This window comes from Enterobacter sp. BRE11, from assembly GCF_031844285.1.
In the GTDB taxonomy this organism is placed as follows: domain Bacteria; phylum Pseudomonadota; class Gammaproteobacteria; order Enterobacterales; family Enterobacteriaceae; genus Pantoea.
The window spans coordinates 192,793-218,090 of record NZ_JAUZUX010000006.1; the positions used below are offsets into that span (position 1 = coordinate 192,793).

Below are 25,298 nucleotides of genomic sequence, written 5' to 3' on the forward strand. Positions count from 1 at the left end.
CCCGCCCTGCACATTGATAAAAAGGCCAGCACGCTGCTGGCCTTTTCTGTCTGTGACCTTTACCACCAGCGATGAAAATGGTGCACCGGCCCAATTCCCTCGCCCACTTCCAGCGTATCGGCCTGCATCAGCGCCTGCTGCAGCCAGGCTTTCGCCTCGCGCAGCGTGTTTGCCCAGCTGCTATGGCGCGGACGCAGCGCCGCCAGCGCGGCGGAGAGTGAACAACCGGTGCCGTGAGTATGGCGCGTATTGACACGCGGCGCGGTGAAGCGCTCCGCGCCGTCACGAGTGATAAGCCAGTCCGGGCTCTCGCTGTCGCTGAGATGGCCGCCCTTCATCAGCACCTCCTGACAGCCAAGCGCCAGCAGCGCTTCCCCCTGCTCCAGCATCGCCTCTTCGCTGCGCGCCGGCGCGCACTCCAGCAGCGCCGCCGCCTCCGGCAGATTGGGCGTAATCAGCGATACCTGCGGCAGCAGCAGTTCGCGCACGCTGGCGATGGCATCGGGCGAGAGCAAGGGATCGCCGCTTTTCGCCACCATCACCGTATCCAGCACCACATAAGGGATAGCGGCTCGCTTCAGCTTTTCCGCCACGATCTGCACAATCGCGGTTTCCGAAAGCATGCCGATTTTCGCCGTGTCGATGCGCACGTCGCTTAAAACTGAATCTAGCTGTGCGCCAACAAACTCAGGTTCTATGCGATAGACCGACTGCACGCCGCGGGTGTTTTGCGCCACCAGCGCGGTAATGACGCTGGTACCGTAGGCGCCGAGCGCCGAAAAAGCCTTGAGATCGGCCTGGATGCCGGCGCCGCCGCTGGGATCGGTGCCGGCAATGGTCAGAGCGTTAATACGCTTCATGCGCGCGCCTCCTGTGCCAGCTGCCACAGGGCGTCGATAAACAGCACGGCGAAGCTGCCGGGCGCGGCGATCTGCGCGGCGGCGCGCTCGCCCGCCAGCGCCATGACGCGGCAGGCGCTGGCGACGTTGTTCAGTCGGTCGCCGGGCAGGCTGCAAAAGGCCGCCACCACGGCGGAGAGCGCGCAGCCGGTGCCGACCACGCGCGTCATCAGCGCGCTGCCGCCAGGCACGCTTAGCGTCTCGGTGCCGTCAGTGACGTAATCGACCTCGCCGCTGATCGCCACCAGCGTCTGATGTTGCCGCGCCAGCGCGCGCGCCGCCTCAAGCGCCGCCTCCGACTGGTGCTGCGTATCCACGCCGCGTCCGCCTGCGCCCTGCTGCGCCAGCGCGAGGATTTCAGAGGCGTTGCCGCGTATGGCGGCAGGCCGCAGGGTCAGAAGCTGCTGGCAGAACTCAGTGCGCAACCGCAGCGCGCCGACCGCCACTGGATCGAATACCCAGGGCGTCTGCGCTGCGTTGGCGGCCTGTACCGCTGCCAGCATGGCGTCGCGGCGATCGCGCGTCAGCGTGCCGACATTGATCAGTAAGGCGTCGGCTATGGCGGCAAACTGCGCGGCCTCATCGGGATCGATCACTATGGCGGGGGAAGCGTTGAGCGCCAGCAGGACGTTAGCGGTCATATTCTGCACTACGTCGTTGGTCATGCAGTGCACCAGCGGCTGGCGCTGAACGAAGCGGGCGAGAACGGGCGCGAAGTGCGCGTCGGAAAAGCGTTGAGGTTGGCGGATCATCATAACTCCCAACCGGCGAACAAGAAGGCGAATGCGGTCAGGCATCTGACTTCCCTACGCTGGCATTATCCAGATCAGGTAATACGGGTCTTTCTCAGCCTTCACAAAGAAGGGCACCCCGAGTCATAAGTACAAAATGTGTTACTCGCTGGCAGATTAGGGGAAGTGGCTTACAGATTCAAGCTCACCGCTGAAGTATTGCGTTTTGCATGATTGTTCGTAAAATGAACAACGCATTAAACCCATAATCAATGGAGGGATTTATGGTAAAAGGCGTTGTGCTTTGTAAGGGGGATGAAACAACCTGTGGAGGCAGGATAATCGCAGCTACTGCCCTCTGTATTGCGTTCGGTAAGCCGCAGGCCAGAGAAGGTGATCCTGTTACCTGTGGTAAGGATGGCAAAACATATAAAATTATTGGCGGAATATCCTTTTATACTACTGGTCCCGATAACAAGCGTGTTGCCGGTTCGCTAGATAGCTTTAGCTCCTGTCCCTGTAAAGCTAAATTTCTGCCCTCTAATGCTTTTCCTGTTTATTCCAGAGAAGAGAGCCTGCCACCCAAAAATGCATCAATGATGAATTCAGCATCTTTATCGACAATGCTCCTGTCTAAATCAGAACAAAAACCCGAACAACATGCTCAGGCTGCAAAGAAAAAAACAGGCGTAGATGCTGGCTTTGCCGTACTCCCGCATGGAGGCACAACAGCAGCGTGGCAGCGCCTGCTGTTCACCGGACAGGTGCCAGTCGGAGCTAAAAATCTTTTCGCTACGCTGAACGGGGAAGATAAAAAATATAAAGCCGGTTCCATTATGCTGGTGGTTGATCCGAAGAATCAGGACAGTCAACAGATAGCGCATATGCAGGCCGCGAAAGAACGCATTGATGCGGCGCTGGAACCGCTGACGCATAAGGAGGCCAACTTTCTTCACCAGCATTACGCCACTATTGCAAACTTCTCCAACATTGCAGATAAAGGAATTGGACTATCAGCCGAACCAGCAGGAAAGTACTTTGATAGCATTGAAAAAATTCTCAAAGAGATTCAGGAAACATACAAAAACACTTATTTAACCCATGGCGCGCTACTTGGTGATCAATTCTATGTGAGGCGTGCGCAACTATTTAAAGAGCTGGAAACTGTGCTAAAGGTTGGTTTCCTGAATAAGGCAATGAAACTGGGCCAATACACTAAGATAAAAAATGCGCTCGGCCTGTCCAGCAGTTCTATTACCCACAAATGGAACGAAACCGGGATCGGTGATATTGAGGGGTATGCGACACATATTGAGCGTGCTGCTAAATATGTTAAAGCCATGCGTTATACTGGCTATATTGGAATAGGGTTTAGCGCGATTCATTTAATCAATGAAATAAATGAGGCTTGTACTGTTGGTCGCGAGGCTGAGTGTAGAAACAAAAGGTACACAGAGATTGGTAGCTTTTCTGGTGGCATAATTGGAAGCATCGGAGGCGGAGCAATAGGCACAGGTATATGCACTGTAGTATTAGGTGCTTTGACAATAGAAGCCTCTGGGGCTGGTGCATTAGCTTGTGGTGTAATTCTTGGTACTGGTTCAGGTTATGTAGGAGGGGAATTCCTGTCAGATCAAGGTGAAATTCTTGGTGAGCTTATCTATAAAACGGTAGGTGAATAGTGGGCATACTATCTGCAACCTCAACACTATTGTGTATAGTCTTCGGATTTATCGCAGTTGGGTATTCTGTTCTAAAAAACAAACAACATCTTTTGTTGTGCGATACTTTTAGAGAACGATTCGGTTATGTACCAGCAGTAATAATTCTTGCACAAGCAGGTGGGATATTCTTAACCTTTCAGAAAGATTTCTATTTCATCTTGCCTTTCGTATTTAAAAAGGGGAGTTTTCCAGTCAGAAATATGGATTCTGACCATTATGATTTCATCAAAGGCTTATCTAATGAAAAAGTATCATGGCTAAAAGTTAAGTTTGTTCTATTTTTATTAATGATTTTTTTATTTTTATTTACTATAATATCTTTTCTCCTCTCTATATAAGCTTTGTTTATAAAGCCGCTTATGCGGCTTTCCTTGTACGTATATCCGAAAGCGATTAGATTACTCGCCTTTAGATCACGAAATGTAGATTTTGAGATGCATAAGAATGGCTTCTGCGTAGCATTTTCTATTTATCCAGTTTTCCTTCGGCAATCAGGAGATGTAAGCAGGCGAAATCCTGGCCCCTACGCTGGCATTATTCAAATCAAGTTTCTTAGCCTTCACGCAGAAGCACATCCCGAGTCGAACGTTACGCCAGCAGCATAGGAGAGGCGGCAAACGAAAGCAATACACCTACCTCTTAAGAGGTATTACCAGTTAGCACGGTTCTACATGATCTCGATCAACCAGCCACCGCTGAAAAACAAGCCTAATGCTCCGGGCCCGCAAACCATGCTGTTTAATCCTGGCTATCCGTTTTAGAGGAACCCGATGAAACTGCTTTCGCTTATCCCGCACTGGCACCACTGGCAGGATGTTGTAATTACTCGTGCTAATGCCGTTGCCCCGAATGGCAGAAGCTATTTTTCTACTCATATTACTGCCCGCTGCAGAAGCTGCGACCAGACGCTACATCGCGTCTACTATCGCGATATCAGCGACGCGCAGGCGCGACGCTGGCTGGGCTAGAGAATGCGCTGCCAGGTGACGCTTTTCGCAACATCATGTTAGGCTGATGTTACCTGATGCCGATAACAGACGCGCTATGCCTGGCTTGCTTGATACCCTTACCCATCAGATTTACCTTTCCGCTCCGCTATTTATTTTAATTTTTCTTGGCTATGCCCTGACGCGCATCGGCAAATGGCCGCTCACTATCAGCGAAGGCATGAACCGCTTTGTCTTTAACGTCGCCCTGCCCTGCATGCTGTTCCGCGTAATGAGCGACTTCTACAAAAGCCCGCCGGTGGATGTGCGGCTGCTGCTGGCCTTTTTCGGCAGCTGCTTGCTAATTTTTATCCTTGGCCGCCTGCTGGGGGCGCGGCTGTTCAAGCTCGACGGCGTCGCGGGCACGGTTTTCGCGCTCGGCGGCATCTTCTCCAACAATGTGATGCTCGGCATTCCGGTGGCAACGGTGCTGCTCGGCCCGCAGGCGCTGCCGTCGGTGGCGCTGGTGCTGGTGTTCAACAGCCTGATCCTCTGGACACTGCTGACGCTCTCGGTGGAGTGGGCGAAGCAGGGCAGCTTCTCGCTGAAGGGCATCGGCCATACCCTGCTCAGCGTGGCGAAGAATCCGCTAATTATCGGCATCCTCAGCGGCACCGCCTGGAGCTTTTTAAAGCAGCCGCTGCCGGCCATTGCCGCCGAGCCGCTGCGCATGCTCGGCGCTATCGCCGCGCCGCTCTCGCTGGTAACGCTCGGCATGAGCCTGGCGCACTATCGCGTGCGCGACGGGCTACGCGAAAGCTATACCATCTGTTTGCTTAAGCTGATTTTACAGCCGATGACCATCTGGGCGATCGCCTGGCTGGTGCATCTGCCGCCGCTGGAGAGTCGGGTTGTGGTGCTGCTCGGCTCGATGGCGGTCGGCGTCAACGTCTATCTGATGTCGCAGAAGTTCAACGTGCTGACCGGCCCGGCGGCGGCAAGCATGCTGTTTTCTACGCTATTCGCGGCGGTGACGACGCCGGTGTGGATGATGCTGATGTCGTGGGCGGGCTATTAAAAAAAAGCCCCGAGACAGAGGTCCCGGGGCCGTTGCGTGGCTATCGCAAAAGGTTATTCAGCCGGTTTGGTGCGGATCAGGTAGTCGAAAGCGCTCAGGGAGGCTTTCGCGCCTTCGCCGCTGGCGATGATGATCTGCTTGTACGGCACCGTGGTGCAGTCGCCCGCCGCGAATACGCCTTTCAGGCTGGTTTCGCATTTCGCATCAATCAGGATCTCGCCCATTTTATTGCGCTCTACCGCGCCTTCCAGCCAGGTGGTGTTCGGCAGCAGACCGATCTGCACGAAGATACCGCTCAGCGCGATGTCGTGCGCCGTCTGGTTGTTGCGATCGATATAGGCCAGGCCAGTAACTTTGCTGCCGTCGCCTTTCACTTCCGTGGTCTGCGCGTTCAGGATCACGTCAACGTTTTTCAGGCTGCGCAGCTTGTTCTGCAGCACCTGATCGGCGCGCATTTCGCCGGCGAACTCCAGCAGTGTCACGTGCTCGACGATGCCCGCCAGGTCGATAGCCGCTTCAACGCCGGAGTTGCCGCCGCCGATAACCGCGACGCGTTTGCCTTTAAACAGCGGGCCGTCGCAGTGCGGACAGTAGGTGACGCCTTTGGTGCGATATTGATCTTCGCCAAGCACGCCCATGTTGCGCCAGCGCGCGCCGGTGGCGATGATGATGCTGCGTGATTTCAGCACGGCGCCAGAAGCGGTTTCAATGGCGTGCAGGCCGCCCTCTTTCGCCGCTGGGATCAGCTTGATAGCGCTCTGGGTATCGATCACGTCGACGTCGTAGTCGTCAACGTGGGCGCGCAGCGAGCCGGCCAGCTTAGCGCCTTCGGTTTTCTGCACGGAGATGTAGTTTTCAATGTCTACGGTGTCGAGCACCTGGCCGCCGAAACGCTCGCCCATCAGGCCGGTACGGATGCCTTTACGCGCCGAGTAGATCGCCGCCGCCGCGCCTGCCGGGCCGCTGCCGACGATCAGCACTTCATAGGCATCGCGCTTGTTCAGCTCTTCCGCCGCGCGCTTGTCGGCGTTGGTGTCGACCTTGCCGACGATCTCAGCGAGGCTCATGCGGCCCTGACCGAACTCTTTGCCGTTCAGGTAGACCGCCGGCACGCCCATCACGTTGCGCTCGGTAATTTCATTCTGGAACATGCCGCCGTCAATCGCCGTGTGCGAGACGCGCGGGTTGATAATCGCCATCAGGTTCAGCGCCTGCACGACGTCAGGGCAGTTGTGGCATGACAGCGAGTAGTACGTTTCGAAATGCAGGTCGCTATCCAGCGACGCCACCTGGTCAAGCAGGCTCTGCGTCTCTTTCGACGGATGGCCGCCGGTCTGCAGCAGCGCCAGCACCAGAGAGGTAAATTCGTGACCCATCGGCGAACCGGCAAAGCGCGGGCCGCTGTGCGAGCCAGGGTTGGTGATCAGAAAAGAGGGTTTACGCACCGGACGATCGTTCTCTTCGCGGAAGCTGACTTTTTCAGACAGGCTTGCGATATCCGCCAGCAAATCGCGGATTTCCGCTGATTTGGCGCCATCGTCCAGGGTGGCGATCAACTCAACAGGCTTGGTTAATTTCTCAAGGTAGGCCTTGAGCTGGGTTTTTAAATTTGTGTCGAGCATAGTGAGTTCCTGTCAGAAGAAATCGGGTGCCGCAGCACCCGATAGAGAAGATCGAAAAGCCGGTGTGGAAATTAGATTTTGCCAACCAGGTCCAGAGACGGAGCCAGGGTTGCGTCGCCTTCTTTCCATTTAGCCGGGCAAACTTCGCCTGGGTGAGAAGCGACATACTGAGCAGCTTTCACTTTACGCAGCAGGTCAGACGCGTCGCGGCCGATACCTTCAGCAGTGATTTCGATCGCCTGGATGATGCCTTCCGGGTCAACGATGAAAGTACCGCGGTCAGCCAGACCTTCGGCTTCGCGCATGATTTCGAAGTTGCGGGTCAGCGCGCCAGTCGGGTCGCCGATCATGGCGTACTGGATTTTCGCGATGGTTTCAGAAGAACCGTGCCAGGCTTTGTGGGTAAAGTGGGTGTCGGTAGAAACAGAGTAGATATCTACGCCCAGTTTCTGGAATTCTTCGTAGTGGTCAGCCACGTCACCCAGTTCGGTCGGGCAAACGAAGGTGAAGTCAGCCGGATAAAAGAAGAATACACTCCATTTACCTTCAACGTCTTTCTCAGTTACGTCGATGAATTCGCCGTTTTTAAACGCAGCGTTTTTGAACGGTTTGATTTTGGTATTAATGATAGACATCTGAAGTCCTCCGCTAAAAGATGTGATGTACGTTACAAAATTTTCGGGCCAACTTCTAATACGCAGTCGTTATCAATCAGATAAACGAAAGCTATCAAACGCGGCAAGCCGCACCGCTATTGACGCCGCCCCGGCATTCTACACGCAAAGCACCTTGATTTAACGCGGTTTATCTTTTCTTCGCAGAACTGCTAATTTTGTAGAGACGCTTATTAATGACGAGCCAGCGCCCTCTCCCCCGCTTGCGGACAGGCCAGCACTCTGATTGCCGTTAAGGGAGTTTACCGTGCAGATACGTTCTTATACCGAAGCCGATCGTCCGTTCCTGCGCACGCTGTTTCTTGCCGCGCGTCGCCATAACTGGCGCTGGCTCGACGACAGCCACTGGCAGCTGGAAGATTTCGACAGCGTGATTCTGGGCGAAACCGTCTGGGTGGCCGAGCTTGAAGGACATCGCGTCGGTTTTGCCGGCGTGCTGGAAAATGACAACTTCCTTCACAGCCTCTACGTCGATCCCGCTTATCAGGGCCGCGGCGTCGGTGCCGCGCTGCTGGAGAGAGTGCAGACGAATTTTACCAGCACCGGCGCGCTGAAATGTTTGTTGATGAACAACGCAGCGCAGGCGTTCTATTTAAAGCACGGCTGGAAGATCATCGCGCAGGGTGAGAGCGAGCAGGGAAAATATCTGCTGATGCACTTTCCGCTGGCGTCCTGAGTAGACGCCAGCGGCGCGCGGTTAAAGCGCGCGGAAAGCGATGTCGCCGGGGATCACTTCGCCCTGCCAGTAGAGGCGCGAGGCGACGCGGCCCGCCAGCTGGCGGTAGAGCGCGGTAAATTCACTGTCGGGTCGGCGGATCACCGTCGGTTCGCCATCATCCAGATCTTCGCGCAGGTTGATATGCAGCGGCAGCTGCGCCAGCAGCTGCGTCTGATAGTCCGCCACCAGCTTTTCCGCGCCGCCGGTGCCGAAGATCGGCTCGTGGAAGCCGCAATGGCTGCAGATATGCAGGCTCATATTCTCCACCACGCCGAGCACCGGCACATTGACCTTCTCGAACATCACCATGCCTTTGCGCGCATCGATCAGCGCGATATCCTGCGGCGTGGTGACGACAATCGCGCCGGTTACCGGCACGCTCTGCGCCAGCGTCAGCTGGATGTCGCCGGTGCCGGGCGGCATATCGAGCACCAGATAGTCGAGATCCGGCCACAGCGTCTCATTAAGCAGCTGCATCAGCGCCTTGCTCGCCATCGGTCCGCGCCACACCATCGCATTATCATCGGTCACCAGATAGCCGATGGAGTTGGTGGCGAGGCCGTGCGCCATAATCGGCGCCATATGAGTGCCGTCCGGCGAGGTGGGACGCTCATGCTCGGTACCCAGCATATTGGGCACCGACGGACCGTAAATATCCGCGTCGAGAATGCCGACGCGCGCCCCTTCCGCCGCCAGCGCCAGCGCCATATTGACGGCGGTGCTCGACTTGCCGACGCCGCCCTTGCCGGAGCTGACGGCAATAATGTTTTTCACGCCGTTTACGCCGGGCTGGCCTTTGACGCGCTTCAGGGTGGCGATATCGTGGCGCAGCCGCCAGTCGATCGCCTGGGCGCCGGTCAGGCGCAGCAGCTCGGCGCTGGCCTGCCCCTTCAGCTCTTCAAACGCGCTCGCCCAGGTGAAGGGCATGCAGAGTTCGATATGCAGCTTGCCGTCCAGCAGTGCCACATGATGCAGCGCTTTCAGTGCGGTGAGGTTGCGATCGAGGGTCGGATGCCGGAAGCCGCTTAACACGCCCATAACCATGGCGCGTAAGGCTTCAGGTGAATGTGATGTCCGGGATTGTGCTGTCATCCCCACTCCTTGTTATTTTTTCTGACGCTGGGTTCAGCGGTAACACAACAATGATATCAGATGTCGAGGCGGTCAACGCCAGACCGCCCTTGTGTTTACGCCCGCCAGGGCATGAGTTACCATCTAAGCCCGTTTTTTCAATCAACAGAAAGCTACGCAAACTATGACTCAAGTCGCTAAAAAAATAATGGTAACGTGCGCCCTGCCGTACGCGAACGGATCGATCCATCTCGGCCACATGCTCGAGCATATCCAGGCAGATATTTGGGTGCGTTACCAGCGAATGCGTGGCAATCAGGTCTATTTCATCTGCGCCGACGACGCGCACGGTACGCCGATCATGCTGAAAGCACAGCAGTTGGGCATCTCGCCGGAGCAGATGATTGCCGAAATGAGTCAGGAACATCAGGTCGATTTCGCTGGCTTCAACATCAGCTACGACAACTACCACTCGACGCACAGCGACGAAAACCGCGTGCTGTCGGAGCTGATCTATACCCGCCTGAAAGAGAACGGTTTTATTAAGAACCGCACCATCTCTCAGCTCTACGATCCGGAAAAAGGGATGTTCCTGCCGGATCGTTTTGTGAAGGGCACCTGCCCGAAATGCAAATCGCCGGATCAGTACGGCGACAACTGCGAAGTGTGCGGCGCGACCTACAGCCCCACCGAGCTGATCGAGCCGAAGTCGGTGGTTTCCGGCGCAACGCCAGAGATGCGCGACTCCGAGCACTTCTTCTTCGATCTGCCGTCGTTTAGCGCCATGCTGCAGGCCTGGACGCGCTCCGGCGCACTGCAGGAGCAGGTAGCGAACAAGATGCAGGAGTGGTTCGAATCCGGGCTGCAGCAGTGGGATATCTCCCGCGATGCGCCCTACTTCGGCTTTGAGATCCCTGATGCGCCGGGCAAATATTTTTACGTCTGGCTGGACGCGCCGATCGGCTATATGGGCGCGTTCAAGAACCTGTGCGACAAGCGCGGCGATATCGATTTTGACGAGTTCTGGAAGAAAGATTCCACCACCGAGCTCTATCACTTTATCGGCAAGGATATCGTCTACTTCCACAGCCTGTTCTGGCCGGCGATGCTGGAAGGTAGCCAGTTCCGCAAGCCTAACAATCTGTTCGTGCACGGCTATGTGACGGTAAACGGCGCCAAAATGTCTAAGTCGCGCGGCACCTTTATTAAGGCGAGCACCTGGCTGCAACATCTGGACGCGGACAGCCTGCGCTACTACTACGCCGCCAAGCTCTCTTCACGCATCGATGACATCGACCTGAATCTGGAAGACTTCGTGCAGCGCGTCAACGCCGATATCGTCAACAAGGTGGTGAATCTGGCGTCGCGTAACGCTGGCTTCCTGACCAAGCGCTTTAACGGTCAGCTTTCAGCCGAACTGGCGGATTCCGCGCTCTACCAGACCTTTGTCGACGCCTCAGAGAAGATTGGCGAAGCCTGGGCGAGCCGCGAGTACAGCCGCGCCATTCGTGAAATCATGGCGCTGGCCGATCTGGCTAACCGCTATGTGGACGAGCAGGCGCCGTGGGTGGTGGCGAAGGAAGAGGGCCGCGACGCCGACCTGCAGGCGATCTGCTCGATGGGCATCAATCTGTTCCGCGTGCTGATGACCTGGCTGAAACCGGTGCTGCCGAGCCTGAGCGAGCGCGCCGAAGCGTTCCTTAACAGCGAACTGCGCTGGGATGCCATTGCGCAGCCGCTGCTTAATCACCAGGTGGCGCCATTCAAAGCGCTCTATGGACGTATCGAAATGACGAAAGTTAACGCGCTGATTGAAGCGTCGAAAGAAGATGCCGCCGCGGCCAGCCAGCCGGCAACCGGCCCGCTGGCGGATGCGCCGATTGGCGATACCATTACCATTGACGATTTCGCCAAAGTCGATATGCGCGTAGCGCTGATCGAACACGCCGAGCTGGTGGAAGGTTCTGATAAGCTGCTGCGTCTGCAGCTCGATCTGGGCGGCGAGAAGCGCCAGATCTTCTCCGGCATCCGCGCGGCCTATCCAGATCCATCGGTGCTAATCGGTAAAATGACGATTATTGTCGCCAACCTCGCGCCGCGTAAGATGCGTTTCGGCGTGTCGGAAGGCATGGTGCTGTCAGCGGGTCCGGGCGGCAAAGATCTGTTTGTGCTCTCCGTCGACAGCGGCGCGCAGCCGGGCATGCCGGTTAAGTAAGGAGTCAGGCTGAAAGAAGAGCGCCGAATTTGTCGTCTTTAAGGCCAGGGCAATGTGCCCATCGCGGGTGGCATGGCCCGATCGCAAAGACGCAAAAGACGGCATGCCTGCCAGCTCGGCCTGCGCCATCCCTGGCGCAGGACGCTTTGCTCTTCGGTCCATGCCACCCGCTCGCAAGCTTCTCTGCGGTCATCAGGGCGACAGCAATGTCGCCCTTTTTTATCCCATGTCGCGTATGATGTTGTGCAGTAAAAACAGGAGCCTGCTATGCCCACCGTGCTGTCTCTGTGCTGGCGCTACGTGCGCGCCTTCGTCATCATCTATCTCTGCCTCTATGCGGGCAACGCCCTCTCTTTGCTGCTGCCTGTCACCATTCCCGGCAGTATCCTCGGCATGCTGACGCTGTTCGCCCTGCTGGCGACGCAAATCCTTCCGGTGGAGTGGGTAAAACCCGGCTGCCACCTGCTGATCCGCTATATGGCGCTGCTGTTTGTGCCCATCAGCGTTGGGGTGATGAACTACACCGACGTTCTCAGCGCGCAGTTCGGTCCAGTCGTGGTCTCTATCGTGGTCAGCACTTTTCTGGTGTTGACGATAGTCGGCTGGAGCGCCCATAAAATTCATACGCGCAGCGTGCAGGAGAAGCCCAGTGAATGACATCTGGTGGTCGCTGCCGCTCAGCGTCGGGGTTTTTATGCTGGCGCGTCGCCTGGCGGCGAAGCTGAAAATCTCGCTGCTCAATCCGCTGCTGGTCGCGATGGCGATCATTATCCCGCTGCTGCTGGTGCTGCAGATCCCCTACGCGCGCTATTTCGCCGGCAGCCAGATCCTCAATCAGCTGCTGCAGCCCGCGGTGGTCGCGCTGGCGCTGCCGCTCTACGAGCAGATGCATCAAATCCGTGCGCGCTGGAAATCGCTGATCGGCGTCTGCTTTATCGGCAGCCTGACCGCGATGGTCTCCGGCACCGCTATCGCGCTGTGGATGGGCGCGACGCCGGAAATCGCCGCGACCATTCTGCCTAAATCGGTCACTACGCCCATTGCAATGGCGGTCTCCGCCTCGCTGCACGGCATCCCCGCGATCAGCGCTATTTGCGTGCTGATCGCCGGCGTGCTCGGCGCGGTCTTCGGCCATATGGTGCTGAACCTGCTGGGGATAAAAACTCGCGCGGCGCGCGGACTGGCAATCGGCAATGCATCACACGCGCTCGGCACGGCGCGCGCGGCGGAGGTGGATTACCAGGAAGGCGCGTTCAGCTCGCTGGCGCTGGTGCTGTGCGGCATCATCACCTCGCTGCTGGCACCCTTTATTTTTCCGCTGCTGCTGCACGCGTTTGGGTAAAACTTTGCGATAGATCTCGCAAAGTTGAAACGATGCAAATCTGTTGCATTGTCAGAGCGATACAGATCACATATAACCCCTCTGGCGGCAATGGGCCGCCTGATATTAACGAGGCTATCATGCATCCACGTTTCACCTCCGCCTTCGACGCGCTGCCCGCCGATCTGCAAAGCGCGCTGCGCCCGATTCTTGACGACGCGCAGTTTCAGGCGGCGCTGACGCCGGAGCAGGTCGCATCGCTGATGCAGCAGACCCGGCTGGATGCCGACGCCCTTGCTCTGGCGCTGCTGCCGCTGGCGGCAGCTTGCGCGGTGGCGCCGGTCTCACGCTTCAACGTCGGCGCCGTAGCGCGCGGCGTCAGCGGTTGCTGGTACTTCGGCGCGAATATGGAGTTTGCAGGCGTGGCGATGCAGCAAACGGTCCACGCCGAACAGAGCGCGATTGCGCACGCCTGGCTACGCGGCGAGCCTCGCCTGGAGGCGGTCACGGTTAACTACACGCCGTGCGGCCACTGTCGCCAGTTTATGAACGAACTCAACAGCGGCACCGATCTGCGCATTAGCCTGCCCGGTCGCGGCGTCAGCACCCTGGCGGACTACCTGCCAGACGCCTTCGGCCCGCGCGATTTGAACATCACTACCCTGCTGCTGGATAAGGTCGATCACGGCTATCAGGCGGAAGGCGATGCGCTCGCGCAGGCGGCCATCGCCGCCGCCAGCCAGAGCCATGCGCCATACAGCGGCTCGCACAGCGGCATTGCGCTGCGCACCGCGAGCGGCGCGACGGTTACCGGGCGCTACGCCGAGAACGCCGCCTTCAATCCGAGCCTGCCGCCGCTCCAGGCGGCGCTGATCCTGCTGAATATGCAGGGTGAAGCCTGCGAAAATATTGAGGCCGCCACGCTGGCCGAAGTGGAAAACGCCACGCTGAATCAGTTCGCCGCGACGCAGGCGACCCTGGCCGCGCTGGGATGTAAACAGCTGAGCTGCGTCACGCTGCACCGAGGCTGAGGCACAGCACACGCTTTCCAACACTGGCGCTATCTTTTATTTACAAAAGCTGTACATCGGCGAGAAATTTCATAGGATCGTGCGCCAGCAACACACAAAAAGAATGACTGGCGTCTGAGCTTTGCCAGACAACACCGCAACCGGAGCATCCCTTCATGGAACATGAGTACGAAAGTAAGCGTCCGCTGTACATCCCCTACGCTGGCCCGATCCTGCTGGAATTTCCCCTGCTGAATAAAGGCAGCGCCTTCTCACTGGAAGAGCGCAACGAATTTAACCTCAACGGCCTGCTGCCTGAAGCGGTTGAGAGCATTGAAGAGCAGGCAGAGCGCGCCTGGCGTCAGTTTCAGGACTTTAAAAACAATAACGATAAGCACGTCTACCTGCGCAACATTCAGGACACCAACGAAACCCTCTTCTATCGCCTGCTCGACAACCATCTCGAAGAGATGATGCCGATTATCTATACCCCAACCGTCGGCGCGGCCTGCGAACACTTCTCCGAGATCTACCGCCGCGCGCGCGGCGTCTTTATCTCCTATCCGAATCGCGATCGCATCGAAGACATGCTGCAGAACGCGACCAAGCAGAACGTAAAGGTGATTGTGGTCACCGACGGCGAGCGTATTCTCGGCCTCGGCGATTTGGGCATCGGCGGCATGGGCATTCCTATCGGCAAGCTGTCGCTCTATACCGCCTGCGGCGGCATTTCGCCAGCCTATACGCTGCCGGTCGTGCTGGACGCCGGCACCAACAATCAGCAGCTGCTTAACGATCCGCTCTATATGGGCTGGCGTCATCCGCGCATCACCGGCGAAGAGTACGACGCCTTTGTTAACGACTTTATCCAGGCGGTTAAACGCCGCTGGCCGAACGTGCTGCTGCAGTTTGAAGACTTTGCGCAGAAAAACGCCATGCCGCTGCTGCAGCGCTATCGCGACGAGATCTGCTGCTTCAACGACGATATTCAGGGCACCGCCGCCGTGACCGTCGGCACGCTGATCGCCGCCAGCCGCGCCGCAGGCAGCCGCCTGTGCGAGCAGAAAGTGGTGTTCCTCGGTGCAGGCTCCGCCGGATGCGGCATCGCCGAGCAAATTATCGCGCAGATGAAATCGGAAGGCCTGAGCGACGAAGAGGCGCGCGGCCGCGTGCTAATGGTCGATCGTTTCGGCCTGCTGACCGACAAGCTGCCGAACCTGCTCGATTTCCAGAGCAAGCTGGTGCAGAAGAGCGAGAACCTGAAAGCCTGGGACACCGCCAGCGATTCTATCTCGCTGCTGGACGTGGTGCGCAACGCCCGTCCCGATATTCTGATCGGCGTCTCCGGCCAGCCGGGCCTGTTTACCGAAGAGATTATCCGCGAGATGCATAAGCACTGCGCGCGTCCTATCGTAATGCCGCTGTCGAACCCGACATCGCGCGTCGAGGCGACGCCAGCGGATATTATCGCGTGGACCGACGGCGCGGCGCTGGTCGCAACCGGCAGCCCCTTCTCGCCGGTAAGCTGGAAAGGCAAAACCTATCCAATCGCCCAGTGCAACAACTCCTATATTTTCCCGGGCATTGGGCTGGGCGTCATCGCCTCAGGCGCGACGCGCGTCACCGACTCGATGCTGATGACGGCAAGCCGCGCGCTGGCCGACTGTTCGCCGCTGGTGAATGAGGGCGAAGGTCCGGTGCTGCCGGAGATCAAAGATATTCAGGGCGTGTCGAAACTCATCGCCATGGAAGTGGGCAAAGCGGCGCAGCTGGCGGGCGTCGCGGTGGTGACGTCGGAAGATGTGCTGTCGCAGGCGGTCGCTAACAATTTCTGGCTGCCGCAGTATCGTCACTATCGTCGTACCTCAATCTGACAACCGGTCGCCGGGCCATTTCAGGCCCGGCTGCCGCGCAAAAATCCATCAGCCAACCGGCGTTGCCTTGCTTCGTAACCGCTCCTCAAGTAGCCTTGATGCACCCATTTTTCCCGATCTCGAGCGCTTGCGCGTATGTTGAAACGCGTTTTTATTGGTCTCTTATTCATCATCTTACTGATGGTGGCGACCGCGCTCGGCCTGGATCGCTGGATCAGCTGGAAAACCGCGCCCTATATTTATGAAGATGTCGCCTCGCTGCCGCACCGTCAGGTTGGCGTGGTGCTGGGCACCGCCAAGTATTACCGCACCGGCGTCTACAACCAGTATTACCTCTATCGCATTCAGGGCGCGCTGAACGCCTATAACAGCGGCAAGGTTAACTATCTGCTGCTGAGCGGCGATAACGCCATGAGCAGCTATAACGAGCCTATGACCATGCGTCGCGATCTGATCAAAGCTGGCGTCGATCCGCAGGATATCGTGCTGGACTATGCCGGTTTCCGTACGCTCGACTCTATCGTGCGCACGCGCAAGGTGTTCGACACCAACGACTTTATTATTATCACCCAGCGCTTCCACTGCGAGCGCGCGCTGTTTATCGCCCTGCATATGGGGATTCAGGCGCAGTGCTACGCGGTGCCGTCACCGAAGAATATGCTCAGCGTCCGCTTCCGCGAGGTGGGCGCGCGCCTCGGCGCGCTGGCCGATCTCTACGTGATGAAGCGCGAGCCGCGCTTCCTCGGCCCGCTGGTGCCGATCCCGGCGGTGTATGAGGTGCCGGAAGATGCGCAGAGCTATCCGGCGGTAACGCCGGAGCAGCTGCTGGAAAGCGAGCAGAAAACGCGGAAATAGAAAGAGCTCCGTGCCGTTTCATTCAGGCGGCTCAAAAGCCTGCCAGGCGGGCGACAGGGGCTGTGGAGCAAAGCGTCCCGCGCCAGGGACAAAAACGCCGGGAGCGTTTTTGAACAACGCCCCGCGTTGGCCCGGTACGGGCGCACCTCAGGGAGGAGGTGCGTGTCCGCGCGGGCCGAGCGAGCAGGGATGCCTTGAGCGACTTTGCGAAACAGCCCCTGTCGCCCGCGCCGCTTCTGACACACACAAGGGGCACCCGCAAACAAAAAGAGCGACTCGAAGGTCGCTCTTTTTCAACATATTTTGCTCTTACTTCTTACGCGAATACTTCAGCGAATCCAGCGCCACGGCGAAGATAATAATGCCGCCCTTGATAATGTACTGCCAGTAAGGGTTAACGCCGATATAGGTCAGACCGTAGTTGATCACGGTAAAGATCAGCACGCCGGTCACTACGCCTGCTACCGTACCCACGCCGCCAGCAAAGGAAACGCCGCCCACCACGCACGCCGCAATGGCGTCCAGCTCATACATAAAGCCGAGGTTGTTGGTGGCGCTGCCGATACGGCCCGCTTCCAGCATGCCGCCGAAGGCGTAAAACACGCCGGACAGCGCATAGATCAGAATCAGGTTAAGGTTGACGTTCACGCCAGAGACCTTCGCCGCTTCCGGGTTGCCGCCGATAGCAAAAATATTCTTGCCGAAGCGGGTCTTGTTCCAGAGGATCCAGATGAAAATGATGGCGGCAATTGCGTAGAAGGTAATGTAAGAGAGCTTGAAGTCGCCAAAGCGCAGGAAGCCCTGAGCAAACTTCGAGAAGCCGCTGTCAAAGCCCGCAATCGGCGACGCGCCAACAAAATCGTAATAGAGCGAGTTGATGCCGTAGACGATAATCATGGTGCCGAGCGTGGTAATAAACGGCGTCACCTTGAGGTAGGCGATGATCAGGCCATTCACCAGACCGATAACGCCGCCGATCACGCACACAACCAGAATCACTACCGGAATCGGCACGGTATCCAGCGTCGGAAACACCTTGTTGGCGTTATCCATCGACTGCAGCAGCGTCGCCGCCACCACCGCCGCCAGCCCCACCTGACGACCGGCCGACAGGTCGGTGCCCTGCGTAACGATCAGTCCCGCCACGCCGAGCGCGATAATAATACGCACCGAGGACTGGGTCAGAATATTACTCAGGTTCATCAGGCTTAAAAAGGTCGGATCCTGGAAAATAATAATCGCCAGCAGAACCAGCAGAACGACATAAATGCCGCCCTCTTTCAGCCAGGTTAGCGCATTCTTTTTAGTAGTCGCTTTCATGTTAACAGCCCTTGCTTCATTAAAGGTGTAATGACGCTAAACGCAATATTTCGTTCTGCGTGGTTGTCTTGGTATCTACAATGCCCGCTACCTGACCGTTGCTCATCACCAGAATACGATCGGTAATGCCCAACAGCTCCGGCATTTCGGAAGAGATAATAATGATGCCCTTCTCTTTCTTCGCCAGCTCGGCAATCAGCTGGTAAATTTCGAACTTCGCGCCGACGTCAATGCCGCGCGTCGGTTCGTCAAGCATCAATATTTCAGGCTGGGTCAGTAGCCAGCGGCCGATAATCACCTTCTGCTGGTTGCCGCCCGAAAGCGATCCAATTTGCGTATGGTGGCCCGGCGTTTTTACGCGCATGGCGTCGATCACCCACTGGGTATCGCTTTTCATCCGCTTATTATCGAGCAGCCCGATATTGTTTTTATACTTCTTGATATTGGAGATTAGCGAGTTAAACCCGATATCGAGAAAGGCATAAATACCGGTCGAGCGGCGCTCTTCCGTCACCAGGGCGAAACCGTGGTTAATGGCTTCGTTGGCGCTGTGGTTATTAATCGCCTTGCCGTGCAGTTTAATGGTGCCGCTCACCTTCTCGCGGATCCCGAACAGGGTTTCGACGATATCAGTACGCTTGGCGCCCACCAGCCCGGCGATGCCCAGAATCTCCCCTTTGCGCAAATCGAACGAAACGTCGCGGATCGACGGCTGACGCAGCGACGTTAAGTGGCGCACCTCAAGAATGGTTTCGCCCGGCACGTTGGTTTTGTCAGGAAAGCGCTGGTTCAGGGAGCGGCCGACCATCATGGAGATGATCTTATCCATATCCAGCCCTTCCAGCGGCTGGGTGGCGATCCACTGACCGTCGCGCAGGATAGTGATCTCGTCGCACAGCTGGAAAATCTCTTCCATCTTGTGGGAGATATAAACAATGCCGCAGCCGCGATCTTTCAGCTTGCGAATAATGGTGAACAGATGGTTCACCTCTTTTTCGGTCAGCGAAGAGGTTGGCTCGTCCATGATGACGATTTTGGCGTCATAGGAGAACGCCTTAGCGATTTCGATCATCTGCATCTGCGAAACCGAGAGCGTCGCCACTTTGTCGCGTGGATCGATATCGATATCTAGCTCGTCGAAGATCGCTTTGGTATCGCGATACATTTTGTCCTGATCGACAAACGGCCCTTTTTGCGGATAGCGACCCAGCCACATATTGTCCATAACGGTGCGCTGTAAAACCAGGTTCAGTTCCTGATGCACCATTGAAACGCCATTTTCCAGCGCCTCTTTTGAACTTTTAAAATCAATTTCCTCACCCTGAAACAGGATGCTCCCCGTATCTTTTTTATAAATACCAAACAGGCATTTCAATAATGTCGATTTACCGGCGCCGTTTTCACCCATCAATGCATGAACGGAGTGAGGCCGCACTTTTAAATTTACATTATCTAAGGCTTTAACCCCTGGAAATGATTTAGAGACGTTCGTCATTTCCAGCAGATATTCACGCTGCGCGGTCGGATTATCACTGGCCATAATTTACCTGGCTAAAAAAAGCGTTGGTCACGTGAAAACAGGGCGCGGCTTAGCCGCGCCCGGACAGGATTACTTCTGGAACTGAGACAGGTTCTCTTTGTCCACCGCCACGTAAGGCACGCGGACGATTTTATCGGCGATCTTATAGCTGGTGCCTTCGGTCGCGGCCTTGCCGTCCGCCAGGTTTTTCGCCATATCCAGCGTCGCTTTCGCCTGGTTCTCCGCATCGTTCAGCACGGTACCCGCCATCGCGCCCGACTTCACCAGCGCCAGCGCTTCCGGCAGCGCATCGACGCCGAACACCGGAATCGAGGTCTTGTTATGCGCTTTCAGCGCTTCAACCGCGCCCATCGCCATGGCGTCGTTGTTGGCGATCACCACTTCGATTTTGTTGGCGTTCGGACCGGAGAGCCACGCATCCATTTTATCTTTCGCCTGAGCGGTATCCCACATCGCGGTATCCATCGCCAGCTGCTGGGTCTTGATGCCGTCCTGATTCAGGGTATCGATAACGTATTTGGTGCGCGCTTCAGCATCCGGATGGCCCGGCTCGCCTTTCAGCAGCACGAACTGAATCTGACCATCTTTGTTCAGGTCCCAGTTCGGCGAGGCTTTCCAGTGCTTCTCAATCAGTTTGCCCTGAATAATGCCGGACTCTTTGGAGTCGGTGCCGACATAGTAGGCTTTGTCATAGCTGGCCAGCACTTTCGCGTTCGGCTCTTTGTTGAAGAACACCACCGGCACGTCATTACTGCGCGCCTTGTCAATCACCACGGCCGCCGCGGCCGGATCCACCAGGTTAATCGCCAGCGCCTTCACGCCTTTTGCCATCAGCACGTCGATCTGGTCGTTCTGTTTGGACTGGTCGTTCTGCGAGTCATTCATCAGCAGCTGTACGCCGCCAAGGTTTTTAGCCTCTTTCTCGATGTCCTTACGAACCATCGACATAAAGTTGTCGTCATACTTATAGATGGTCACGCCGATACGCGTGTCCGCTGCGTGTGCCGTTGCGCCGAACATCATGCTGGCAACCAAAGCTGTGAGCGTGAAAACCTTCTTATTCATGGTATCTCCGGTTTTATGCAGGGTAGTACTGGCTCAGACGCGTCAGGCGCGCAGGAGCTTTCGGTAAAATAAGATTCGGCGAGTGGCAAAGAGGCGAGTGAAATCGCGCTGCCCCGCTGAATCGCCGTCCAGAAACCTGACTTCCATGTGCGACAACGCATCCTCAAGATGTGATGAACCTTTTCAACGGGTTGCTGAAACCACGCCTGCTGCGGTTAGTGCGGCGTTACATAATGTTTCAGTCCGGTAAGACGCTGCCATCATAGTGAGCGGCATGTTAATTAACTGTGAATACAATCACAGATTGAAAACGGTTACATGGCGCTATCGCCTGAATTAGTGACCGACTCCACATTTTGCCGCTGTGCCACAGAGTGACGACGCACCAGCGTCGGCATAAAGACGTGCTGCGCGCTGACGTCCAGCTGGCCCGCCACGCCGCTCAGCGCCAGCTCGGTGGCAAGTTTGGCCATAGAAACAATGGGATAGCGCACCGTAGTCAGTTGCGGATCGGTGTAACGCGACATCGGGATATCATCGAAGCCGATGACAGAGAAATGCTGTGGCACCTGAATACCGTTATCTTTTAGCGCGGTAAGTGCGCCAGCCGCCATGCCGTCGTTATAGGCGAAAATCGCGCTGAGGTGCACGTTGCGCCCCAGCAGCTCCACCATCGCCGCCTCGCCGCCCTGCATATCGGGCTCGGCGCTGGCGATCCAGCTCTCCTGCGGCCGAATCCCCTGCTCCGCCAGCGCCTGCTCCCAGCCCTCGCGCCGCTGCTGCACATCTTCAATGTCGTGGCTGGAGCAGAGGTAGCCGATGCGGCCGTGTCCCTGCTGCTGCAGCATGCGGGTCGCCATCAGCGCGCCTGCCACGTTATCCAGACTGACGCAGCGATGAGCAAAGCCTGGCACGATGCGGTTGACCATCACCATGCCTGGCACCTGCTGCATAAACGAGGCGAGCTCCTCGTCTGAAAGCGTTTTCGCGTGTACCACCAGCGCATTGCAGCGCTGACGGATCAGCACCTCAATCGCATGGCGCTCTTTATCTTCCTGATGCCAGGAGTTACTGATCAGCACATGTTTGTGCAGGCGCTGCGCCACGGTATCCACCGCTTTCACCAGCGCGCCGAAGAAGGGATCGGAGACGTCCATCACCACGACGCCGATGGTGTCGCTGATCTGCGTTGCCAGCGCCTGCGCGTTGGCGTTGGGCCGGTAGCCCAGTGAATCCACCGCCTGCAGCACCGCGTCGCGCGTCTCCGCGGTAACGGCGCTGCTGTTATTCAGCACGCGCGAGACGGTCGCCACCGACACGCCAGCCAGACGGGCAACATCACGAATCGTTATCATGCAGCTGTTCCACAGAGGAAAAAGGCATTACGCCAGGAAGTCATCCGGCGCTATTCTGGCAGGCGCGGCGAGGCAGCAGCGTGAATCACGTCACACTCATGAAAACGGTTACATACAATTATGTAACCTTTGTGATGAACATCATTATCTGAATGAGGAGCGATGCGGCGTTTTGCCCGCCGCCAGCTGCGTCAGGCGACGCCATAGCCATTCAAGCGGGCCCTGAGGAAAAAAGCGCAGCCAGATCGTTGAGAAGAGAATATTGACCAGCCAGACAGCCGGCACAAACGCCAGCAGCTGCAGGCGATCGAAACGCATAAAGAGATCGAAGCGGTAGAAGAGCGTGGTGCAGATCAGCGTTTGCAGCAGATAGTTGCTCAGCGCCATGCGCCCGACGCACTGAATCGCCGACGTGAGGCGCCAGCGCGCCAGCTGCGGCCAGTAGCCGAGGATCAGCGCGGCGTAGCCAAGACTGATAAAAGGGCTGGCGAGATCGCGCGGCACCTGCAGGTAGAAGCCGCTCCAGCGAAACGACCAGTGCAGCATCCACTGCGACGCCACCCCAGACAGGGCGATGACATAGCCAACGGCCAGCAGAAGCGCGGCGCAGCGCCGGTAGTGGCGCAGGCTAAACTCCCCGGTCAGCCAGCCGCAGCGCAGCAGCGCGGCGCCCATCATCATCAGCCCGGCCAGCTGCCAGCCATACTGCGCCGCCAGCGCCATCAGGCTGGAGGAGAGATGGTCGAGGCGGTTCTGCACCGCTTCCCAGCCGCCGGCCAGCTTCCAGAAGCGTTCATACTCCAGGTCAGCCGCGCCGGGCAGCCACGAGCGGCTCGGTTCGGGATCGGAGATAGAGCCGAAGATCAGCAGCACGCCGCAGCCCACCAGGTAGAGCAGCGCGCCGGTATGAAACAGGCTGCGCGTCGAGGGGACGTCGCGCAGCATACGCCAGACGATAAGACCGATAATGGCGTAATCGAGCAGGATATCCCCTTCCCACATCGCCACGGCGTGAAACAGGCCGATAAGCGCCAGCAGCGTCAGGCGCGCCGAGAGCCAGCGGCCGCCGCGCGGCAGCTGAAGCTGCAGGCCCGCGCCAAACAGCAGCGCGAATAAGGTCAGGAATTTCAGCTGTGCCAGCAGGTCAAGCACCGCCCAGGTCCAGATCTCATCGGTGGCGGAATCGCCGCGCCAGGCGGGATTAAGATAGGCGGCAGAAGGTAAGGCGAAGCCAACAATGTTGAGCAACAAAATGCCGAGGATGGCGCAGCCGCGAATGAAATCCAGCACATGATAACGTTGCATAGCGATCCCTGTTAGCGTGAAGCACCGCCGCCTGAGAGCAGACGGCGGCTAAGGCTGCCGGTGTCCGTTAAATATGACGCACCGCGCGCAGGAACTCCTGACGGGTATTCTGGCTCGACTTAAACAGGCCGCCCAGCGAGGTGGTGGTGGTGGCGCTGGTGGCGTCTTTCACCCCGCGCGCTTTCACGCAGTAGTGCACCGCATCGATAGAGACCGCAACGTTGTTGGTGCCGAGCAGCGTCTGCAGCGCCACCAGCACCTGCTGAGTCAGACGCTCCTGCACCTGCGGGCGCTGGGCGAAGAACTGCACGATGCGGTTGATCTTCGACAGGCCGATCACCTTCTCTTTCGGAATATAGGCCACGGTCGCTTTGCCGTCGATAATCACGAAGTGATGCTCGCAGGTGCTGGTCAGGGTGATATCGCGCACCGTCACCATCTCATCCACTTTCATCTTGTTTTCGATGACGGTGATTTTGGGGAAGTTTGCGTAATCCAGACCGGAGAAAATCTCATCCACATACATTTTGGCGATGCGATGTGGCGTCTCCATCAGGCTGTCATCCTCGAGATCCAGATTCAGCAGCTGCATAACCTCGGTCATGTGGCCGGCGATCAGGCGCTTACGGGTTTCATCATCCATTTCACGCGTCGGCGCGCGTAACGGCGTTTCCAGGCCTCGCGCCAGCAGCGCTTCGTGAACCAGGATTGCTTCCTGACTAAGGGTGCTCATCGTACTCATCTCCGCAGGTGTAACGCCCGCCGGGGAGACCGGCGGATTCAATTCTGAGCGCGTATTGTGAAGCTTTCCGCTGGGGTAATCCAGTAATCAATCCAATCGGCGATGAAAGCGTTTCACGACGATCGTCGCCATACCAGCAGTCCGGCGGCCGCCAGTCCCAGTCCGGCAATCCACAGCGCCGGCTCCAGCCGATGCAGCAGCGCGGTCGAGAGCGACGACAGCACCGGCCCCACCAGCTGCCCGACGGCGTAGCCGGTGGTCAGCAGCCCCGCCATATAGCGCGTGTGCTGCGGCGCCAGCTCGCGCGCATAGGCCAGCGCCAGCTGCACCACGCAAAGGAAGCCGCCGCCCACCAGCAGCGCGCCGAGCAGCAGGCCGCTAAAGCCGGGCAGCGCCGCCGCCGCCACCACGCCCAGCGCCTGCGCCCAGAGCACGAAAGCGAGCCGCCGGTTATTACTGGCGAGGCCGCGCGTCAGGATCCCTAGCGCGATGCCGACTATCGCCGCGCCGCCGAAGATCGGCCAGACGAACTGGGCGAAAGCGCCGTCGGGAAAGCGCGCCGCCGCCATCTGCGACAGAAAGGTGGCGGGCAGGATATAGCCGAAGCCCGCCAGGCTGTAGCTCAGCACCAGCCGCCGCAGGTCAACGGTCAGCACCAGCGGATCCGGCGCCTGATCGGGACGATGCAGCTCGCCGACGCGGCGCGGCAAATTGCGCGCGATAGCGGCGATAATCAGCAGCGCCAGCAGGCCGTAGGCAGCCCACGCCAGCGAGGCGGACGCCTGCGACGTATGCAGCTGCACCGCCAGCAGGCCGCTGATGAAAATGCCCGCGCCCGGCCCTGCGAACACCGCCGCCGACAGGCTGGGCCGACCGTAGTGATGCAGCTGCTCGCTGCTCCAGGCGGCGACCAGCACCAGCGCCACGCCGCTCGCCCAGCCGATTAAAAAACGCACCGCGCCGTGCAGCCAGGGGCCGCTGACGCAGGCGGAGAGCAGCGTCAGGATGACTGCGCCCCAGACGCCCAGCTGCAGGCGCAGCTCGACGCGCCGCCGCGCGCGCATCGCGTCAAAAGAGCCGCACAGATAGCCGAGATAGTTGAGCGCCGCCACCAGACTGGCGCTGGTCAGCGTCAGCTGGCCGTCGTGTATCATCAGCGGCACCTGCGGCGTAAAGGCGAACCGTCCGATGCCCATCACCACCACCAGCGCCAGAAAGGCGCTGAGCGCCACGCGAAAAGCCATATTCCTGCT

22 protein-coding genes and 1 riboswitch are annotated in these 25,298 nt (G+C 57.9%); of the genes, 10 read left to right on the forward strand and 12 right to left on the reverse strand.

The window, feature by feature from the left end; all coding sequences use genetic code 11:
• Positions 1–59 precede the first annotated feature (59 nt).
• Both thiD and thiM read right to left on the reverse strand, forming a co-directional pair.
• Positions 60–860 carry a bifunctional hydroxymethylpyrimidine kinase/phosphomethylpyrimidine kinase gene (thiD, locus tag Q9R34_RS08470; protein ID WP_485893104.1) on the reverse strand — a complete coding sequence of 267 codons (801 nt, stop codon included), beginning with the start codon at positions 858–860 and terminating at the stop codon, positions 60–62.
• Entirely contained in the window at positions 857–1,651 is a 795-nt protein-coding gene (thiM, locus tag Q9R34_RS08475) for a hydroxyethylthiazole kinase (protein WP_485893133.1), read from the reverse strand. The genes thiD and thiM overlap by 4 nt, the downstream gene beginning before the upstream one ends.
• A 34-nt stretch (positions 1,652–1,685) precedes the next feature.
• Positions 1,686–1,782: riboswitch (TPP riboswitch) on the reverse strand.
• A gap of 132 nt (positions 1,783–1,914) precedes the next feature.
• Here thiM and Q9R34_RS08480 point away from each other — a divergent pair.
• The 3 genes from Q9R34_RS08480 (at position 1,915) to Q9R34_RS08490 (ending at position 5,358) form a co-directional block, all read left to right on the forward strand.
• Positions 1,915–3,312, forward strand: a complete 1,398-nt coding sequence (locus Q9R34_RS08480) for a PAAR domain-containing protein (protein WP_485893105.1) — start codon at positions 1,915–1,917, stop codon at positions 3,310–3,312.
• An 812-nt stretch (positions 3,313–4,124) separates the two neighbouring features.
• Positions 4,125–4,322, forward strand: a complete 198-nt coding sequence (locus tag Q9R34_RS08485) for a hypothetical protein (RefSeq protein WP_485893106.1) — start codon at positions 4,125–4,127, stop codon at positions 4,320–4,322.
• Between the two features lie 76 nt (positions 4,323–4,398).
• Positions 4,399–5,358, forward strand: a complete 960-nt coding sequence (locus Q9R34_RS08490) for an AEC family transporter (RefSeq protein ID WP_485893107.1) — start codon at positions 4,399–4,401, stop codon at positions 5,356–5,358.
• 53 nt (positions 5,359–5,411) lie between these two features.
• Here the strand turns inward: Q9R34_RS08490 and ahpF are convergent, their stop codons facing one another.
• Positions 5,412–6,980, reverse strand: a complete 1,569-nt coding sequence (gene ahpF / locus Q9R34_RS08495; RefSeq protein WP_485893108.1) for an alkyl hydroperoxide reductase subunit F — start codon at positions 6,978–6,980, stop codon at positions 5,412–5,414.
• 71 nt (positions 6,981–7,051) lie between these two features.
• Positions 7,052–7,615, reverse strand: coding sequence for an alkyl hydroperoxide reductase subunit C (ahpC, locus tag Q9R34_RS08500; protein WP_033750273.1), 564 nt, complete (start codon positions 7,613–7,615; stop codon positions 7,052–7,054).
• Between the two features lie 286 nt (positions 7,616–7,901).
• On the opposite strand from ahpC, the gene Q9R34_RS08505 reads away from it, so the two are divergent.
• Entirely contained in the window at positions 7,902–8,330 is a 429-nt protein-coding gene (locus Q9R34_RS08505; RefSeq protein WP_485893109.1) for a GNAT family N-acetyltransferase, read from the forward strand.
• Between the two features lie 21 nt (positions 8,331–8,351).
• Here Q9R34_RS08505 and apbC read toward each other — a convergent pair whose 3' ends face one another.
• A complete protein-coding gene (apbC, locus tag Q9R34_RS08510; protein ID WP_485893110.1) occupies positions 8,352–9,464 on the reverse strand; it encodes an iron-sulfur cluster carrier protein ApbC in 1,113 nt (370 codons plus the stop codon).
• Between the two features lie 163 nt (positions 9,465–9,627).
• Here apbC and metG point away from each other — a divergent pair, with 163 nt between their 5' ends.
• The 6 genes from metG to sanA all read left to right on the forward strand — a co-directional run bounded on the left by metG (position 9,628) and on the right by sanA (position 16,718).
• Positions 9,628–11,658, forward strand: a complete 2,031-nt coding sequence (gene metG / locus Q9R34_RS08515; RefSeq protein WP_485893111.1) for a methionine--tRNA ligase — start codon at positions 9,628–9,630, stop codon at positions 11,656–11,658.
• A 267-nt stretch (positions 11,659–11,925) separates the two neighbouring features.
• A complete protein-coding gene (locus tag Q9R34_RS08520) occupies positions 11,926–12,315 on the forward strand; it encodes a CidA/LrgA family protein (protein ID WP_434122850.1) in 390 nt (129 codons plus the stop codon).
• Entirely contained in the window at positions 12,308–13,000 is a 693-nt protein-coding gene (locus Q9R34_RS08525; protein WP_434122848.1) for a CidB/LrgB family autolysis modulator, read from the forward strand. Before Q9R34_RS08520 ends, Q9R34_RS08525 begins: the two co-directional genes overlap by 8 nt.
• A gap of 119 nt (positions 13,001–13,119) precedes the next feature.
• Positions 13,120–14,010, forward strand: coding sequence for a cytidine deaminase (gene cdd, locus Q9R34_RS08530; RefSeq protein WP_485893112.1), 891 nt, complete (start codon positions 13,120–13,122; stop codon positions 14,008–14,010).
• 155 nt (positions 14,011–14,165) lie between these two features.
• Entirely contained in the window at positions 14,166–15,863 is a 1,698-nt protein-coding gene (locus Q9R34_RS08535; RefSeq protein ID WP_434122846.1) for an NAD-dependent malic enzyme, read from the forward strand.
• A 135-nt stretch (positions 15,864–15,998) separates the two neighbouring features.
• Positions 15,999–16,718, forward strand: a complete 720-nt coding sequence (sanA, locus tag Q9R34_RS08540) for an outer membrane permeability protein SanA (RefSeq protein ID WP_485893113.1) — start codon at positions 15,999–16,001, stop codon at positions 16,716–16,718.
• Positions 16,719–17,027: 309 nt separating this feature from the next.
• Here sanA and mglC read toward each other — a convergent pair whose 3' ends face one another.
• The 7 genes from mglC to Q9R34_RS08575 all read right to left on the reverse strand — a co-directional run bounded on the left by mglC (position 17,028) and on the right by Q9R34_RS08575 (position 25,289).
• A complete protein-coding gene (mglC, locus tag Q9R34_RS08545) occupies positions 17,028–18,038 on the reverse strand; it encodes a galactose/methyl galactoside ABC transporter permease MglC (RefSeq protein ID WP_434122843.1) in 1,011 nt (336 codons plus the stop codon).
• A 19-nt stretch (positions 18,039–18,057) separates the two neighbouring features.
• A complete protein-coding gene (gene mglA, locus Q9R34_RS08550) occupies positions 18,058–19,578 on the reverse strand; it encodes a galactose/methyl galactoside ABC transporter ATP-binding protein MglA (protein ID WP_434122842.1) in 1,521 nt (506 codons plus the stop codon).
• Positions 19,579–19,647: 69 nt separating this feature from the next.
• On the reverse strand, positions 19,648–20,643 hold the full coding sequence (gene mglB / locus Q9R34_RS08555; protein WP_434122841.1) for a galactose/glucose ABC transporter substrate-binding protein MglB: 996 nt from the start codon (positions 20,641–20,643) through the stop codon (positions 19,648–19,650).
• A 314-nt stretch (positions 20,644–20,957) separates the two neighbouring features.
• A complete protein-coding gene (gene galS / locus Q9R34_RS08560) occupies positions 20,958–21,998 on the reverse strand; it encodes an HTH-type transcriptional regulator GalS (protein WP_485893114.1) in 1,041 nt (346 codons plus the stop codon).
• A 144-nt stretch (positions 21,999–22,142) separates the two neighbouring features.
• On the reverse strand, positions 22,143–23,303 hold the full coding sequence (yeiB, locus tag Q9R34_RS08565) for a DUF418 domain-containing protein YeiB (protein ID WP_485893115.1): 1,161 nt from the start codon (positions 23,301–23,303) through the stop codon (positions 22,143–22,145).
• Between the two features lie 67 nt (positions 23,304–23,370).
• Positions 23,371–24,036, reverse strand: coding sequence for a GTP cyclohydrolase I FolE (gene folE, locus Q9R34_RS08570; protein WP_434122838.1), 666 nt, complete (start codon positions 24,034–24,036; stop codon positions 23,371–23,373).
• A 122-nt stretch (positions 24,037–24,158) separates the two neighbouring features.
• Positions 24,159–25,289: a YbfB/YjiJ family MFS transporter gene (locus tag Q9R34_RS08575; protein WP_485893116.1), complete on the reverse strand. Its 1,131-nt coding sequence runs from the start codon at positions 25,287–25,289 to the stop codon at positions 24,159–24,161.
• Positions 25,290–25,298: the final 9 nt, after the last annotated feature.